The sequence below is a fragment of the Leptolyngbya sp. CALU 1928 genome (assembly GCF_056784215.1).
The window spans coordinates 316,186-333,279 of record NZ_JBXBCE010000018.1; the positions used below are offsets into that span (position 1 = coordinate 316,186).

Below are 17,094 nucleotides of genomic sequence, written 5' to 3' on the forward strand. Positions count from 1 at the left end.
CATATTGGTTTGTTTATTCAATTGATTTATTCCATTTAATTGATTTATTCCATCTAACTGAACCCTGCTGTTGAATCGCAGTCTTCAGGCAATTTACAGGCAATAACAAGGAACTGAGACGATGCAAACTGCGCCAATCCCCCCCGAATGCCCCACGGTTCGCGTTGAAGATGATCGTACCGGGCTAGATATTGAAACGTTGAAGCGGGCTTTTTTAGACAATTTGTTCTACATTCAGGGCAAGTTTCCAGAAATCGCGACTCAAAATGATTACTACATGGCGTTGGCTTACACTGTGCGCGATCGCCTGTTTCGTCGTTGGCTAAATACCGCTGAAACCTATAGCAAGCAAGGCGCACGTACCGTTTGCTATCTGTCAGCTGAATTTTTGATGGGACCTCATCTGGGTAACAACCTCGTCAACCTGGGTATCTTTGATACCGTCAAACAGGCGATGACCGAACTAGGCTTAGACCTAGATGAACTGTTTGAAAAAGAAGAAGAACCCGGTTTGGGTAATGGCGGTTTAGGGCGGCTGGCGGCTTGCTATTTAGACTCTCTGGCATCCCTGGAAACGCCTTCCATTGGCTATGGCATTCGCTATGAGTTCGGCATTTTTGACCAAGACATCAAAGATGGCTGGCAAGTCGAAGTCACGGATAAGTGGCTGCGGTTCGGCAATCCCTGGGAAGTGGTTCGCCCTGAATGGGAAGTAGAAGTTAAATTTGGTGGACATACCCAAGCCTTCACCGATGAACATGGAAACTACCGGGTGCTGTGGGTGCCTGACAAAGTGGTGCGCGGCGTTCCCTACGACACCCCCATTTCGGGGTACAAAGTCAACTCCTGCAATACCTTAAGGCTGTGGGCGGCTGAAGCGACAGATTCGTTTGACTTTGATGCTTTTAACGCGGGTGATTATTCCGGCGCGGTCTTCAAAAAAATGGAATCGGAAACTATTTCTAAGGTGTTGTACCCCAATGACAACATGACTCAGGGCAAAATTCTGCGATTAGAGCAGCAGTTTTTCTTTGTGTCCTGTTCTTTGCAAGATATGTTCCGCATTATGAAGCGGCAAGGAATTGCGGTCGAGCGGTTCCATGAAAAATTCACTTTGCAGTTGAATGACACTCATCCGACGATCGCGGTTGCCGAATTGATGCGTCTGTTGATGGATGAGCACAGCATGGAATGGGATAAAGCGTGGAGCATTGTCACAAAAACCCTTGCCTACACCAACCATACTCTGCTGCCTGAAGCCCTTGAGCGTTGGCCCATCAGCCTGTTTGGGGCGATGTTACCTCGTCATTTAGAAATTATTTATGAAATCAATCGCCAGTTCTTGGATGACATTCGGATCAAATTTCCTGATGATCCAGATCGGCTGCGCCGGATGTCGCTGATTGATGAAAGTGGGGAGCGCTATGTGCGAATGGCTCATTTAGCCTGTGTGGGTAGCCACGCTATCAATGGAGTGGCGGCACTTCACACCAAGCTACTGAAGCAAGATGTGCTGCACGACTTTGCAGAAATGTATCCAGAAAAGTTTGTCAATGTGACGAATGGCGTAACTCCTCGCCGTTTTGTGGTGTTGAGCAATCCTCGTCTGACGAGCTTGATTACTAGCAAAATTGGCGACAACTGGGTCAAGCAACTAGACGAATTGCGACAGTTGGAAAAATATGTAGATGATGCTGGGTTCTGTAGTGAGTTTCGCACGATCAAACACGATATCAAGCAAGACTTGTCGAATTACATCAAAGGGTTATACGACATCAGCATTGATCCTAATTCGCTGTTTGATATTTTATCGAAACGGATTCACGAGTATAAGCGTCAACATTTAAATGCTTTGCATATTGTGACGTTGTATAACCGGATCAAAGCAAATCCCGATATCGATATCACCCCGCGTACTTTTTTGTTTGGCGGTAAGGCGGCTCCAGGTTATTACATGGCGAAGTTGATTATTAAATTGATTAATTCAATCGCCGACGTAGTGAATCGCGATCCCGATGTGCGCGATCGCCTCAAAGTCCTGTTTATGAAGGACTACAGCGTTAAGTTTGCTCAGCGCGTCTATCCGGCGGCAGATCTATCCGAGCAAATTTCTACGGCTGGTAAGGAAGCTTCCGGTACAGGCAACATGAAGTTTGCCATGAACGGTGCGCTCACCATTGGCACTTTGGATGGAGCCAATGTAGAAATCTTGGAACAAGTGGGAGCCGAAAACTTCTTTCTGTTTGGTCTCAATGCTGAAGAGGTTTCTCAGAAGAAAGCCGCAGGCTACGATCCGCAGGAATTTTACAATGCGGATGCTGAATTAAAGTTAGCGATCGATCGCATTTCATCCGGCTTTTTCTCCCATGGAGATACTGAACTGTTTAAGCCGCTAATCAATGATTTGATGTATCACGATCAATATCTCCTGTTTGCTGACTACCGTTCCTACATCGATTGTCAAGACCGTGTGGGCTTAGCCTACCGCGATCAGGATAGCTGGACTCGGATGTCGCTGTTGAATACCGCACGGATGGGGAAATTTTCCTCTGATCGCTCCATTCGCGATTATGTCAATGACATTTGGCACGCAAAGCCTGTTTCGATTGATTTGAAGGAGTATGTGCAAGGCGGTAGTCTGATGGATACCCCCAGTGGAGTTTCTTTATAGCCATTTTTCACCGTCAGCAGCGCGATCGCGCTAGGGGGCATTGAACTCAGCAGTGCCCCTGCCCTGTTTAATGTTAGGAAAATCAGCCGTTTAATTGTTTGAATCATGAACAGCAAAGAACCCAGCTTTCTCGCCGAGAACCAGTCTGTTACTTCGCTGGTCGCTCAGTTACATAACTACTTCCACAACTCTTATTCCCGCGATAAGGTCACTCGAAGCACCTTGATCAGCCAGATGGAAGCAGCCGAGGGCGAACAGGTGCTTGAATTGCAAAGGCAACTTCGAGCGATCGATGAAGAACTGGCGCTGTTAGGTATTTTAAGCGACTCTCTTTCGATCGCTGATCGCTTGCTCCATATGCGTTCCGTGCGTCGAGAGCTAGGACCCACCAGTGGTGCCTATAAAACTCACCATGATCAGCCTGCCCAAGTGCAAGATAAAACGGCTTGATCAAAGTCAAAAAGTGCTAAGTGAGCGGGTTGAAATGCGAAGTACATTTTAGGAAATTGCCATGAGCCTCAAAATTTATTTTCTTCGTCATGGAGAAACCGAATTCAGCCAAACTGGTGGCTACTGCGGTGATTTAGATGCTGAACTTACGCCTGAAGGAATAGAGATGGCAAAAGCGTTCACCGATGTTTACAAAACTATTCCGTGGGAGGCAGTATATGTTAGCCCCATGAAACGCACGATCGCCACTGCCAAACCTCTATGTGATGCCGTTGGAATTGATATGCAAATTCGCCCTGGCTTGAAGGAAATTTCCTATGGTGAATGGGAAGGGCATACACTAGACCACGTTAAGCAGCATTTTGGTGAGGATTATCAGCGCTGGCGAGCGGAGCCTGCTTGGAATGCACCGACGGGCGGCGAAACCTCCGTGCAAATTACCAACCGCGCCTCATCAGTGATTGCCGAGATTCACGAAAAATATCGAGATGGAAATGTGCTGGTTGTTTCCCATAAAGCCACCATTCGGATTCTGCTGTGTAGTCTGCTGGGAATCGATTTGGGGCGTTACCGCGATCGCATTAATATTCTCACTACTTCTATTAGCATTGTCAAGTTTAATGAACATGGTCCAATGTTAGAAGTGTTGGGCGATCGCTACCACATTCCTGAATATATCCGCAATCGTCCCGGCACTTGATGGAGCGATCGTCGCCTATACTGCTTGTAGCAAGCCATCTTGTACTGAGATCAACAGTCTTTTTTCAGGTTTCCTTCTACAATGTTGCGAAATTTGTATATTGCGGCGATCGAGCCGAACAGCGGTAAATCCCTAGTTGTGTTGGGTATTTTGGAATTGCTATCGAAGCGAGGTCAGAAAGTCGGCTTTTTTCGCCCTGTAATTCATGCAGGCGATCCCCTCGACAATGGCATTGCGCTTGTTTCTCGTCAATATCAACTACCCTATGAATACATCGAGCAATATGGTTCAACGGATGCTCAAGTACGTCAGTGGATTGCTGAAGGTGAAATTGACGAGTTGTTGAAGCAAATCATTGAGAAATATAAGGAGATCGAGCGGCAGTGCGATTTTGTGGTTTGCGACGGTGTTGATCCAACAGATATCGATCCAGCGTTAGTTGATAACTTTGATACGCGGGTTGCCAATCATCTCTCAGCCCCTATTTTGATGGTGGCGAACGGCTATGACAAAACGCCAGCAGAAATAGTGAGCGCTGTTTACACGGAGCGTGAAGCTTATTTAGAAGCAGGCTGCACGATTATTACAACCATTGTGAATCGAGTGGCTCCCCAGGATATCAACATCGTCACCGAGCAACTCACAAATCTCTGGGCAGATGAACTCGTATTTGTGCTACCTGAATCAGAGATTCTCGCAAAACCAACGATCGCCGAGATTCTTCGAGCGCTTAATGCGAGGTTGATTTACGGGCAACCTAATCTATTCAACCGCGAAGTAATGCACGTTAAAGTAGCAGCAATGCAGGTGCCTAATTTTCTGGAACATATTCAGGAAAGCAGTTTAATTATTACTCCCGGCGATCGCGCCGATATTGTGTTAGGATGCCTTGCCACAACCTTTTCAGACAATTACCCTACCATTGCAGGGATTGTGCTAACGGGCGGATTGCCACTTGCGCCCCCCATGAAAACGCTACTCGACGGATTCACCCGCTGGATGGTGCCAATTCTCAGTGTTGATATCGATACCTATGAAACGGCTACTCAAATCAATGCAGTGCGCGGTGAAATCACGCCAGAGAACGATCGCAAAATTGCCGCCGCATTAGATATATTTGAAGCCTATATTGATAGTGCCCAACTAGCAGAGCGGATCGCCATTTCTCGCAGCGATCGCATGACTCCGCTAATGTTTGAGTATGAACTGATTGAACGAGCGCGATCGCTAAAGCAACACATTGTTTTACCAGAAAGCAATGACGAACGCATTCTACGAGCAGCAGAGATCTTGCTACGACGGGGCGTAGTTGATATCACACTGCTGGGAGTTGAGCAAATAATTCGAGAACAGTCTGCCTCTTTAGGACTAAATTTAGACGGTGCCACTATTCTCGATCCGCTGCGATCTCCTGCCTACGAAGACTATGCACAAACCTACTATGAACTCCGTAAACATAAAGGTATTACCACCGATTTTGCCCGCGACATGATGCATGATGTTAGCTATTTTGGCACAATGATGGTTTACAAAAATCACGCCGACGGCATGGTTTCTGGGGCATTACACACCACGGCTCATACCATCCGTCCTGCTTTGGAGTTTATCCGCACGCAGACGGGAGTCTCGATTGTTTCCAGCGTGTTCCTCATGTGTTTGGAAGATCAAGTATTGGTTTATGGCGACTGTGCAGTCAACCCCAATCCCAACCCGCAGCAGCTAGCAGATATTGCAATTAGTTCTGCTTATACGGCTCAAATGTTTGGCATTGAACCCCTGATTGCGATGTTGTCTTATTCCACAGGAGAGTCGGGCACGGGCATCGATGTCGATAAAATCAAAGAAGCAACCCGATTAGTGCGGGAATTGCGTCCTGACTTAAAGATTGAAGGCCCTATTCAGTATGATGCGGCGGTGGATAAAAGCGTTGCTAAAACTAAACTCCCTAACAGCACGGTAGCTGGATATGCCACGGTGTTTATCTTTCCCGACCTCAACACAGGCAACAACACTTACAAAGCAGTGCAGCGTTCCGCCAATGCCGTTGCGATCGGACCCGTGCTTCAAGGATTGAAAAAACCTGTGAATGACCTTAGTCGAGGCTGCACTGTTGCCGATATTGTGAATACTGTGGCGATAACGGCAATTCAAGCTCAGGCGATCGCGTCAGTATAATGGGTTGATAATGAGCTATGAAATATTCTGATCTTAAAGCTGTTTTTGCTGAGGAGCAAACCAACCGAGGGCTGCTGGTTATTGGACTCGATCGCGATGGTCGTCAGCTAGAGGTTCTGTTTCATATGGCTGCTGAACCAAAATCAAATTGGGAAGCGATTAGCATCCGGTATTTGTAAGTAATTGTGGACTTATCTCAACATTACCTCGTTATCATTATGAAAAAAATATCCTCAACTATCGTCGATTGTTTGACTGAGGAATGAGCGATCGCCAGCAGCCTGTTCTTATTTAGACTTTTTACAATAGCTTCATCGCCATACCCACAGCGATCGCTCAACGACATAACGGTTGAGATCACCGGACGCAAAGAACCTTTGTAACTTACTAATATTACTGAATCGTTCCAGTGCAGCGCGATTGTTCTGCCGCTGGCAAGGTGCAATCAATTAGATATAGTATGAGCAACTTCACTGAGTGCGTCCTCAATCACCGAATCACTCACACCGCGACGCTTTAAGCTTGCCACCAATGCACTCACCATCTCGCTTTCAAACCGCTCTAAATCAACTCGCAAACCTTGACCAATGTAGGCACGAATCAAAGGCTGATAACCTGAAAATCCCAATAATGGTGCAATTTTCTTTAGATCTTGTACTACATCTTCAGGCATCCGAATCGTTACACTGGTCATCGGTCGATTGCGATCGAGGCGTTGCTTCAAGGCTTCAACTTTCATAGTCTGCTCTCTCCTGCCGAGTTGCTTTGCGTGCTGAGATAATCCGTATACTCCTCTCTTCTTTCTCGATGTGAACCACATATAGCAGATTCCATCGAGTATCTAGCCCAATAACAGCATCCCGCGTCTCATCATTGCGGCTCGCCTCAACCAGTATGAGGAATGGGTCAAAAAAAGCTTCAGTTGCTTGCTGAAAGGTAATCCCATCATGATTGCTCGGATTGATTCGCGCTTTTTCGTCATCCCAAGAGAAGGTAATGCCATTCAGGACAAAGTACACGTTCATACTGTTTATCTTATACAAAGCGTATGCACAGTGTCAATACGAAGTCGTGGAGTGACTGTTCCACTCTGCAATCACACCCTGAAACGAAGCGGTGTAACGATGCAGGTAACATTCGCAATGCCCCACTTTCTTTGTCACTCATCGATCACACCGCAAAACCGCGATCGCCCACTGCAAAAATATCTTCAACTATCATCGATTATTTGATCAGGGTATGGGCGATCTCCAGTGGTTTGTTCTTATTCAGACTCCAGAGCTTTACAATAGCTTGATCGCTAGACCCACAGCGATCGCTAGCAATATAACGTTCCGGGTCAGCGATCGCCTGGTCATGTTGCTCACCGATTGCGCCAGTATCCGCGACGCGATCGCGTTCCCCCTACTCAAACCCGAAAAAGTTGAAGAGGAATAACTGGTTATGGAAACATCTACTCTCAACAAGGTGATCGCAAGTTATACGAGAAAGTGCAATCAAATTCAGCAATCGCTAGCGATATAACGTTCCTGCTGAGCGGCTGCGAGTAGCCTTTGCACACAACCAAGATCTCCATGCCAGTCCGATCCAGCAGGGGTTGTTATGCAGCTGGAAATTAGTCATCATTTTTTACTACTTGCACCTTCACTTCCGTCATGAACGTGTGTTTCATAGTCTACGTTTTCCCCACCAAACACAGCATTAGAAACATTTCCGTGGATATTAAATATTCTACCTTCTTCACTCTTGGATATAAGCTTGAAGACAATATCAGCAACAATTTCGGAAAACGGTATGATCAACTTCAATAAACTAATCAAAATCGCAAATCTAGTAATTCCAGCCATCGTCTCACCTATCACAGGAAAGAGATAAAAAACTGGAGGAACTACAAGATACAAAATGTATAAACTCAAAAAATTTGCAATATGATCTCTGTCACTAAGAGCTTTCGTGATTGATCTAGATGCAAATTCAATGTCACCACCTTCGTTGTATGGATGTAGCTTGACTTCTCGAATTTCTGCTGTATTAGTAGCAGTAAAGCGAACTCCTAGACTTTCCCCTCGTTCAATCTGCCCTATTTTGCATTTCTTTTCAAAGGTTCTAAGCCCCGCCTCAATCTTCTCAACCTTCATCTCTGGCTCTGGCTCTGGCTCAAAAGAGAAGTCTAGAATTCTAGTTTCTTCAGGAAACTCAAACCTGATTTCTTGAGATTTGATAACTGTATTACCTGTATTTTCAAGATCAAAATTTACATTGTATAAATTTTCGATTTCTTCTGAGTTGTAAAATACTTTGACTCTTTTTCTGATGTCCTTTTCAATTTTTACAAGACCATTCTCGATAGACAAACTATAGGAAAGTTTCTTCCCACCTCCTTGTTTCTTACTCATTCCTGCTAAAGCATAACCACTTAAAAATGCCAATATGGCAGATAGAACCGCTACTGCAACATTTTGCCAAAAAGCTGTATTAAAGAATGAGCTTACATTTGGAGGAGCAGTAGGCGATGGAGGCGTTTGAGCAAAAGCTTGCGACGAGAAAACAAGAATTATTGCTAAGGAAAAAATAACTAACGGTTTTATCTGGGTCTTCTTCAGGTACATAGAGGTCAAAACTGGCAGCAAAAAAAATTCACTAAATTATACTCTCTAAGCTAATTTTGTTGGTGTATTTGCCTTGCTTATGATAAGCACCATCCAGATCATCTCCAAGCTGAGTCATAACCTAGCCATCTAAGCCGCATAACTATATATTCAACGTTATATTTGCTGGATAAACACCCATGTTTTTGGGATTATCTGTCACTTTTGCGGGATAAGTCCCTGTTTTCAAGGAATTAAATCGAAAGTTTGCGGGTTAAGTACGGATTTTGGGGTGTTATCCGTCACTTACCGCCGACATTCCGCCCCTTAAAGTGTCACAGAGGGAATTAGCCGCATAATTTTCTAAAGGCAGATAGCCAAGGAGGTGCGGTATGAGCAACGAGTTGACAGTGCAGAACCTGGATCATCTGGGCATCGTTGCCGGATTGGTAGACGAGTTGGAGATTGTGGAGCAGATCAATCAACACCTGGGCGAAGACCCACGAGAACGGATAAGTTCAGGAGTGGCAGTAAAAGCCATGATTTTGAATGGCTTAGGGCTTGTATCAGCCCCACTGTATCTATTTGAGCAATTCTTTGCGGGCAAAGCAACGGAACATTTGTTGGGAGAAGGCGTGGTAGCAGAGCATCTGAATGACGACCGCTTAGGACGTGTGCTTGATGCTCTCTATTTGGGTGGATTGAGCCAATTGTTTATGGCAATTTGCTTGGTGGTTGCCCGGAAGTTTGGGGTTGAAGCCACAGTGCTCATCTCGATTCCACCTCCTTTGCAGTCGAGGGAGAGTATGTAGAGTCAGAGAGGGTTGGGAGTGCTGCGCCTGTTCCGATTGCCATTACCTATGGGTATTCCCGTGACCGTCGTCCTGATCTCAAGCAGTTTGTCATGAACCTGGTGTGTTGGGGCGATGGAGACATCCCAGCTTTTATCGAGCTAGCCGTACGCCCTTGGCGGAGCGAAGCTCTAGGTAATCAGTCAGATAAAACCCACTTTGCGACACTGCTACAGGCGTTCAAGTCCCAGTGGAACTTTGAAGGGTTATATGTGGCAGATGCGGCGCTCTACAGTGAGGCGAATCTCCAGCAGTTGTCAGGCTTACGGTGGCTCACTCGCGTGCCTTTAACACTCAACGCGGCATCAGCGTTAGTCAACCATCTGTCGGACTCTGCTTTCGCTGCCACAGCACTGAAGGGGTATCGGATTGCTAGCGTCTGCTGTGCCTACGGGGGTGTCAAGCAACGCTGGTTTGTCGTCGAGAGTCAGGAACGCAAGCGCGCTGACCTCAACAAGTTGGAGAAGACCCTGGCAAAGGCGACCCCGCATGGACAATCGCAATTACGGCAACTTTGTAGCCAAGCCTTTGCTTGCGAAGCGGATGCCTTAGCCGCACTGCATCAGTTGGAGCCGCACTTACCGTGGCATCAGTTGGAGGCAATCAGTGTCAAGCAAACGCTGCACTATGAAAAACCGGGTAAGCCAAAACGAGAAACCCCGCCGAGTCGCATTACCTACCACCCCCAAGCATCGTTAAAGCCCAATGCAAACGTTGTAACGATGCACCAACAGCGGGCTGGACGCTTCATTTTGGCAACCAATGTTCTAGAGCCTGAGCAACTGAGTGCACAACAGGCACTGGAGGACTACAAGGGGCAACAAGGCAATGAGCGAGGGTTCCGGTTTCTCAAAGACCCCCTGTTCTTTGCCTCTAGTGTCTTCCTCAAATCTCCAGAACGCATCATGGCACTCGCGATGGTTATGGGGCTATGCTTGCTTGTCTACAACCTGGGGCAACGCCAACTCCGCCAAACTCTGCAACAGGCTAATCAAACCCTTCCCAATCAACTGGGTCAACAGACGCAACGCCCGACCTTACGCTGGGTATTTCAATGTTTTATGGCGGTTCATTATGTCGTTCTCGATGGCATCAAGCAGGTAGTCAATCTCACAGACGATCACCGTCGGATTCTCCAATTTCTCGGTTCTGCCTGTCGGCAATACTATTTGCTGTGTTGAGGGTAGTGTTAATCCTTTTGTGCCAGTGGAAAGGGCGGAATGTGGGTTTCTGGATGTAGCAACTGAGGAAGCAAGACCGTGGGATTCATCTCGGCTGAGGTGTTCTGGCAACCTAACGGTTACTTCAGTCGTTCGATCAGGCGATCGCCGACTCGGAGGGCATTGGCGATAATCGTCAGTGCAGGACTGACCGCTGGATTAGAGGGAAAAAAGCTGCTATCTACCACATATAGATTGTCTACATCGTGGGCGCGGCAGTCGGCATTTAACACTGAGGTTGCGGGGTCTTCGCCAAATCGACAGGTGCCACACTGGTTCGCCACTACTTGCATCGGCATTTCGCCATGGGGATGCAGCGCACTTCGTTGAAAAATCCCCTGTTCCAGACTTTTCTCTGCCATTTTCAATACTTCTGTCCAGCGATAGACCAGCCGCTCATGGGCATCGGTGTTGTTCGGCTCATAAAATAACCGCAGCTTGTCGCCGCCGACCTCCACCCGATTTTTGGGGTCGGGCAAGTCTTCGGTCTGCACCCACCAGCCAATCGATCGCGACACCAATTGATTCAGCCCAAACCCTGGCATTGCCTGTGCCAAACCGGAAAAGAACGGCGGCGACTCGGCAAAGGTAATATCTTGCAGCAAACCACCCGTATTTTGAATGTGCCCCATGGGAAACTCAAAGCCTGGTTCACCCCAATAAAAATCGTTGACACTGACACTGCGATAAAACTTGCCGGAGTTAGGAGAACTGAGTTGCACCACAGCCGAGAGGCGATGCTTCATCAGGTTACGCCCCACCAAATCAGAACTATTGGCAATCCCGTTTGGGCAAGCATCACTCGCCGATCGCAGCAGAATCGCCGCCGAGTTGACCGCACCACAGGCAAGCACCACAATATCACCCAAAAATAGGTAAGGTTTGCCGCCAATTTCTGCGCCGACTGCTTTAATCGCGGTTCCAGAAGGATTGGTATACAAATGGGTCACTTTCGTAGAGGTTTTGAGCGTCACGTTGGGATGTTTCAAGGCTGGCATAATGCTGCTCACCTGGGAATCATTCGTGGGATCGTCACTTTCGCGGGTGAGGCTCAGAGGCAAAGAATTTGGATGGATACCCTGTTTTTCGATCGCGTCCACCATTTGCTGAATCTGCGGCTCATGGGCGATCGCGCCATAGGCATAGTCTCCACTGTGGGGCGGCTCTGTTGGATCATCCGCCACCGCTCCATGCACCTTATAAAGCTGTTCTGCTTCGGTATAGTACGGTTCAAAGTCGTCATACTTCAGGCACCACTCTGGAGAAATGCCTTTCTGATGTTCCACCGCTTCAAAATCACGCGATCGCATTCTAATTAGCGCCGTCGCCCAAATCTTGGTATTTCCCCCAACCGCATAATTCGTTTGGGGTGAAAATGGCTCTCCTGAAATGTCATACCACTGTTCGGGAGCGTGATAGCGCTCCTTCTTGAAAATATCGATAGTGCTACGATTTTGCTCCTCCAACGCCATGAAATCGCCCCGTTCCAACAGCAAAACTTTCTTGCCTGTGGATGCCAGCTTATACGCCAGAGTGCCGCCCCCTGCCCCGGTTCCAACAATGATCACATCGTAATACTGGTCTTCAATAATCATATGGATTCTCCGTGTCAGGTTACAGGTTTCAGGTTTCAGGTTTTAGGTTTCGGGTTTCGGGTTTCGGGTTTCGGAGTTCGATATTTGTCCATTCCTGTTCGCTATTTTCTGACCCCTGCCCCCTGACCCCTGAAACCTGCCCTTACTGCCACAAATAGAGCAAGCAAAACAAAATAATCCAGATGACATCGACGAAGTGCCAAAACAGGGATACTTCGGTTACTCCGGTGTGTCCTTTGTCATAGTTGCCGGGTCTGAAGGAACGAAACAGCATATAAAACTGCAAAAGGACTCCCAGCAGCACATGCAGCCCATGGAAACCAGTCAGCAGATAAAATGTGCCGCCAAAGCTACCGGAGGTGAGTCCAAATTGCAACTCACTCCACTCGATCGCCTGCCCTGCTAAAAAGTAGATGCCCATTGCCGAAGTCAGCAACCATAACCCGCGAAACAGCCACATTTGCTGCTTTTTCAGGGCTTCTTCAGCGAAGTACATTACAAAGCTGCTTGAAACCAGCACCACTGTGTTGATCGCCGGAGTGGATACTTCCAAGCCCTCTACCCCATCGGGCAGCCACGCGATCGCCGTAGTTTTGAGTACGATATATCCTGCGAAAAAGCTGAGAAAGATCACGCTTTCCGACAGCAAAAATACGATAAACCCAAACAGACTAGTCGCCTGTTCATCATGCCCATGGTGTTCCTGCTCAATATCATGAGCCTGGACAATGGTTTCTGATAATGGCTCTGTGGCTGAATCCATAGCGGTTTCCTTGCAGAATGAATAACTAAACTTAAAATCTACTGAGGCTTGAGCGCCGCTGCATTTTCAACCAAAGGCTCGTTGAGTCCATAGCCATAGGGACCTGACACCACGATCGGCAGTTCTTCAAAATTCTCCACAGGTGGCGGTGAAGACACTAGCCACTCCAGACCGATCGCCCGCCAAGGATTATCTGGTGCTTTTTCACCCTGCACCCAGGAACCCACAATATTTAGAATGAATGGCAGCGTAGACATCCCCAGCAAAAATCCCCCTAGACTAGCAATCACATTCCAAAATGCATACTCCGGGTCGTAGGATGAAATCCGTCGCACCATGCCCTGTAGCCCCAAGGGATGCATCGGGAAAAAGTTGAGGTTTGTGCCCACAAACGCCAAGATAAAGTGAAGAATCCCCAAGCCCTCGTTGTACATGCGCCCGGTCATCTTAGGGAACCAGTGGTAAATCGCTGCAAATAGCCCCATTGTCAGCGTGCCATACACAATGTAATGGAAGTGACCCACCACAAAATAGGTGTTGTTGACGTGAATATCAAACGGCACCGCCGCCAGCATCACCCCGGTAATGCCTGCAAACAGAAACATAACGATCGCGCCTAGGGCAAATAACATTGGCGTTTGCAGTCGAATTTTGCCCCGCCAAACCGTCGCCGTCCACGCAAATATCTTCACCCCTGTGGGCACCGCAACGAACATCGAAGATGCCATAAAAAACATTCGCATCCAGCCGGGAGTGCCGCTGGCATACATGTGATGCACCCAAACAAAAATGCCCACTCCAGCAATCAGCAACGAAGAAATTGCAACCACTTTATAGCCAAACAGCGGCTTACGGGAATACACAGGCAAAATCTCTGAAAAGATGCCAAAAACAGGCAGCGCCATCACATACACCGCCGGATGGGAGTAGAACCAGAAAAAGTGCTGAAACAAAACCGGATTGCCGCCCCGTTCTGGATCAAAGAAACTGGTGCCTGCCACCAGATCAAGCAATAGCATCACCGCTCCAGCCGTCAGCGCAGGTAACGCCGTGAGTTGAATTAGCTGAGCGCTCAACACCGTCCAAACATAAACAGGCATTCGGAAAAACGTCATGCCCGGTGCCCGCATTTTGAAAATGGTGGCAACAAAATTGACGGCTCCCATAATCGAGGAGACTCCAGAAATTGCCACTGCCAAGATCCAGATAAATTGACCGCTCAGCCAGCTTCCCGACGGATTTTGTAAACTCACTGGCGGGTATGACCACCAGCCTGCTTGCGCTGTACCATTGGGCAAAAAATAGCTAGATAACAGCAACACGCCAAAAATGGGCACGAGCCAAAAGGCGATCGCGTTCAACTTGGGAAACGCCATATCCCGCGCCCCAATCATCAGCGGCACCAAGTAGTTTGCCAGCCCCACCAACGACGGAAAGATCCACAGAAAAATCATCACCGTGCCGTGCATGGTGTACAGGCTGTTGTACAACGGTCGCGAAACCAAATCTGATTCTGGTGTAATCAATTCCGCCCGCACGATCATTGCTAGAAACCCGCCTATTAAAAAGAAGATAAACGAAGTCACTAGATATTGAATGCCAATCACCTTATGGTCGGTACTAAAACTAAAATATCGTCGCCATTCCGGGGGCTGAGATTGGGGCTTCTCTTCAGGAATACTAATATTTTCAACCGAGATGTTCGTCATGCGATTTCTCTTATTAGGTTTCGGGTTCCGGGTTCGAGGTTCCGGGTTCGGAGTTTAAGAGGGTTCGGAGTAGGGTGCAGCGTTCGGGGTAAGGTTCGGGATTTGGGGTTCAAGGCTTGGTTTCTCTCAACTCGGAACTCTGCACTCTCAACTCTGTAATCCTTCGTTATCCTTCATTCACCATTGGGGGCGGCTCAGGCGGAACGGTTTTCCACCCTGGTTTAAAGCCTTGCTTTGCTCGTTGTGTGTATTCTTCGTAGGCTTGGTTTGCGGCTGGCACTAGGGCGCGATCGCCGGTTTTGGATAACCACTCACTGTATTTTTCAGGAGACTCCACCACCACGTTCGTTTGCATTACGGCGAAGTAGGTGCCGCTAAATTGGGAATCTTTGAGACGATAGCGACCTTCGCGAATTGGCGTAAATTCAAAGTCAATGGTTCGGTTGGGAATGATATCTTGCTTGAGGCGAAACGCTGGCACATAAAACCCGTGAATTACATCTTCAGTGTGAAGTGCGAGTCGAACTCGATGATTCATAGGCACATGGAGTTCTGCGCTGGTGACGTTGTTGTTGGGATAGTGAAACGACCACGCCCATTGTTTAGCAGTCACGTCGATCTCCTCAACCGATTGACTCTTGCCAGTCGTTTCTCCATCCGTGGGTGCGGCGTAGGCGGTTTCCATACCGGGCATGTGCATATGAACAATTTCCATCGGTCCTTGGATCGCCATCTGGTCATAGATCCAGTAGCTATACCCGGCGATCGCAATAACCAAAGCGATCGGAATTGCTGTCCAGACGATTTCTAGGGTGAGATTCCCTTCAATCGGCGGTCCATCGCTGGTGTCAAACCGACTGGTTAGTCCAGTTAACACTGAAAAGCTTAAAACGCCTGTAATCCCTAGAAAAATGAACGTTCCCAAAAACACGAGCAATGCAAACAGGTTATCAATCAGTTCCGCCTCAAGGGATGCGACCGGGGGAAACCAAGTATGAGAGACTCCCGCCATCCATACACTTGCCACTGTGTTCACACCCGCAAAAATCACCCACGGCAATACATTGGACACTTTCATTGCTTTATCCTTTAAGCCAAATCATTTCAGCAATAGGTTGGGGTCTTCGCCTAGTCTAAGTAAGCCATCTGCCGTGTTGTGAACGCCAAACTCGCCCCCCAGATGAGCACCTAGCGTGCCATGCAAAAACATAATAAACAGCACAACCATGCCTGCTAGCAAATAGCCCCACTGTACCTGCCTTGCGCTATCTTTGCGCCATGAAAACCGCTGCATCCCTCGCCAAATCGCCATGCCCACGATCAGAGCAAGCAACAGAACCCCGCCAACTCCATGCCAGATCATGGTTTCCATGGCTCCTAACCCCCAAGCGCTGATAACATCCGCAGAAGGGGTTGCCAAAATCATCTCGTAGAAGCCTGCTCCTACGGTGAAAAAGGTGACGATCGCCGCCGCCAAAACGTTGTACCAGCCGACATCGTAGAAGTTGGAACGCACCGCTTTAATGGCTAAAAAATCCAGAATCGACTTTTCTAGCGGAAATAGATTGCCTGCGACATCAAACGCGATCGCAATGATAAACAGACCCAACGTAATATGCACCAAATTGGGATGGATGGGAATCGCATAGGGCAAGCCATTTGCACCCAGCCCTCCCACCTGCTGAACGAGATCTTCGTTCATTGCAACACTCCTTGTCTAATCGCCTCGACTACGGGCACCGTATGCAAGCCATACACCCAAACCAGCTTGTCGCCTAAATAAACCTGAAAAACGACCAACCCCGTCAATAAGACGTTGGCTCCCATAAAAGCCAGTGGCACCTTCTCTGGATCACGGGCGCGTAGAATGTAACGCCAAGCTGTGACTGCCGCCAAAATCCCCGACAATGACCAGCCAAGTAGCGTATGTATGTTAAGGGTGGATTGTGCCGCATTGTAAGGTTCAGCTAAACCTGCTTCTAATTGACCAAACAAAACTGCGATAAAAATAGACAACGTGGCAAAAAAGAAATTCCACCAACTCACTTCATGCAGACGGACGTTTTTTGTCAGAAATCCGATCGCATCACAAAGAACCGCAAACAAAACCATCGCGATCACAAAATGCACCACAATCGGGTGAAGCGTATCTGGATAAGGTAGGTTGTGTTCGTTGAGTGGGGGCAAATACTCAAGCATTATCTTCTCCTAGGTGCCTGATTTTTTGAAGCTGACTAAGTTCAACCAACCCAGCAACCATTACAAGCTGTTAAAACCGCAGTGTCTCACATTTGTAACAATTCTGAGAGTTGTATTAAATACAGACTGGTCAATGAAACAGAAATTTGGCAGGCAGAGTGTGAAGTGGGGAG

At 47.8% G+C, this 17,094-nt stretch carries 15 protein-coding genes and 1 pseudogene; 7 read left to right on the forward strand and 9 right to left on the reverse strand.

Annotated features, from left to right (window positions below; all coding sequences use genetic code 11):
* Positions 1-121 precede the first annotated feature (121 nt).
* The 5 genes from AC1S5B_RS24210 to AC1S5B_RS24230 all read left to right on the forward strand — a co-directional run bounded on the left by AC1S5B_RS24210 (position 122) and on the right by AC1S5B_RS24230 (position 6,175).
* Positions 122-2,671 carry a glycogen/starch/alpha-glucan phosphorylase gene (locus AC1S5B_RS24210; protein WP_482038221.1) on the forward strand — a complete coding sequence of 850 codons (2,550 nt, stop codon included), beginning with the start codon at positions 122-124 and terminating at the stop codon, positions 2,669-2,671.
* Positions 2,672-2,776: 105 nt separating this feature from the next.
* Positions 2,777-3,121, forward strand: a complete 345-nt coding sequence (locus tag AC1S5B_RS24215) for a hypothetical protein (protein ID WP_482038222.1) — start codon at positions 2,777-2,779, stop codon at positions 3,119-3,121.
* Positions 3,122-3,182: 61 nt separating this feature from the next.
* Complete coding sequence (locus tag AC1S5B_RS24220) at positions 3,183-3,821, forward strand: histidine phosphatase family protein (RefSeq protein ID WP_482038223.1); 639 nt, start codon at positions 3,183-3,185, stop codon at positions 3,819-3,821.
* A gap of 81 nt (positions 3,822-3,902) precedes the next feature.
* Positions 3,903-5,996 (forward strand): phosphate acetyltransferase, encoded by a 2,094-nt coding sequence (gene pta, locus AC1S5B_RS24225; RefSeq protein WP_482038224.1) that lies wholly within the window; start codon positions 3,903-3,905, stop codon positions 5,994-5,996.
* Between the two features lie 17 nt (positions 5,997-6,013).
* The gene (locus tag AC1S5B_RS24230; RefSeq protein WP_482038225.1) at positions 6,014-6,175 is read left to right on the forward strand and encodes a hypothetical protein; all 162 of its coding nucleotides are present in this window, start codon (positions 6,014-6,016) and stop codon (positions 6,173-6,175) included.
* A gap of 266 nt (positions 6,176-6,441) precedes the next feature.
* On the opposite strand, the gene AC1S5B_RS24235 is transcribed toward AC1S5B_RS24230, so the two are convergent.
* Together AC1S5B_RS24235 and AC1S5B_RS24240 are read right to left on the reverse strand one after the other, a co-directional pair.
* Entirely contained in the window at positions 6,442-6,735 is a 294-nt protein-coding gene (locus tag AC1S5B_RS24235) for a hypothetical protein (protein ID WP_482038226.1), read from the reverse strand.
* Positions 6,725-7,021 (reverse strand): BrnT family toxin, encoded by a 297-nt coding sequence (locus AC1S5B_RS24240; RefSeq protein WP_482038227.1) that lies wholly within the window; start codon positions 7,019-7,021, stop codon positions 6,725-6,727. The genes AC1S5B_RS24235 and AC1S5B_RS24240 overlap by 11 nt, the downstream gene beginning before the upstream one ends.
* A 214-nt stretch (positions 7,022-7,235) precedes the next feature.
* Between AC1S5B_RS24240 and AC1S5B_RS24245 the strand changes: the two genes are divergently transcribed.
* A complete protein-coding gene (locus AC1S5B_RS24245) occupies positions 7,236-7,433 on the forward strand; it encodes a hypothetical protein (RefSeq protein ID WP_482038228.1) in 198 nt (65 codons plus the stop codon).
* Between the two features lie 185 nt (positions 7,434-7,618).
* On the opposite strand, the gene AC1S5B_RS24250 is transcribed toward AC1S5B_RS24245, so the two are convergent.
* Positions 7,619-8,626: a hypothetical protein gene (locus AC1S5B_RS24250; RefSeq protein WP_482038229.1), complete on the reverse strand. Its 1,008-nt coding sequence runs from the start codon at positions 8,624-8,626 to the stop codon at positions 7,619-7,621.
* 350 nt (positions 8,627-8,976) lie between these two features.
* Between AC1S5B_RS24250 and AC1S5B_RS24255 the strand changes: the two are divergent.
* Positions 8,977-10,616 (forward strand): annotated as a pseudogene (locus tag AC1S5B_RS24255) (IS1634 family transposase).
* 119 nt (positions 10,617-10,735) lie between these two features.
* On the opposite strand, the gene AC1S5B_RS24260 reads toward AC1S5B_RS24255, so the two are convergent.
* From AC1S5B_RS24260 to AC1S5B_RS24285, 6 genes are all read right to left on the reverse strand, one after another.
* Positions 10,736-12,250, reverse strand: coding sequence for a GMC oxidoreductase (locus AC1S5B_RS24260; RefSeq protein WP_482038230.1), 1,515 nt, complete (start codon positions 12,248-12,250; stop codon positions 10,736-10,738).
* 142 nt (positions 12,251-12,392) lie between these two features.
* Positions 12,393-13,013 (reverse strand): cytochrome c oxidase subunit 3, encoded by a 621-nt coding sequence (locus AC1S5B_RS24265; protein ID WP_482038231.1) that lies wholly within the window; start codon positions 13,011-13,013, stop codon positions 12,393-12,395.
* Between the two features lie 38 nt (positions 13,014-13,051).
* On the reverse strand, positions 13,052-14,722 hold the full coding sequence (ctaD, locus tag AC1S5B_RS24270; RefSeq protein WP_482038232.1) for a cytochrome c oxidase subunit I: 1,671 nt from the start codon (positions 14,720-14,722) through the stop codon (positions 13,052-13,054).
* Between the two features lie 166 nt (positions 14,723-14,888).
* Entirely contained in the window at positions 14,889-15,800 is a 912-nt protein-coding gene (locus AC1S5B_RS24275; protein ID WP_482038233.1) for a cytochrome c oxidase subunit II, read from the reverse strand.
* A 21-nt stretch (positions 15,801-15,821) separates the two neighbouring features.
* Positions 15,822-16,424 carry a DUF2231 domain-containing protein gene (locus AC1S5B_RS24280; RefSeq protein WP_482038234.1) on the reverse strand — a complete coding sequence of 201 codons (603 nt, stop codon included), beginning with the start codon at positions 16,422-16,424 and terminating at the stop codon, positions 15,822-15,824.
* Positions 16,421-16,921, reverse strand: coding sequence for a DUF2231 domain-containing protein (locus tag AC1S5B_RS24285; RefSeq protein WP_482038235.1), 501 nt, complete (start codon positions 16,919-16,921; stop codon positions 16,421-16,423). The genes AC1S5B_RS24280 and AC1S5B_RS24285 overlap by 4 nt, the downstream gene beginning before the upstream one ends.
* Between the last annotated feature and the right edge of the window lie 173 nt (positions 16,922-17,094).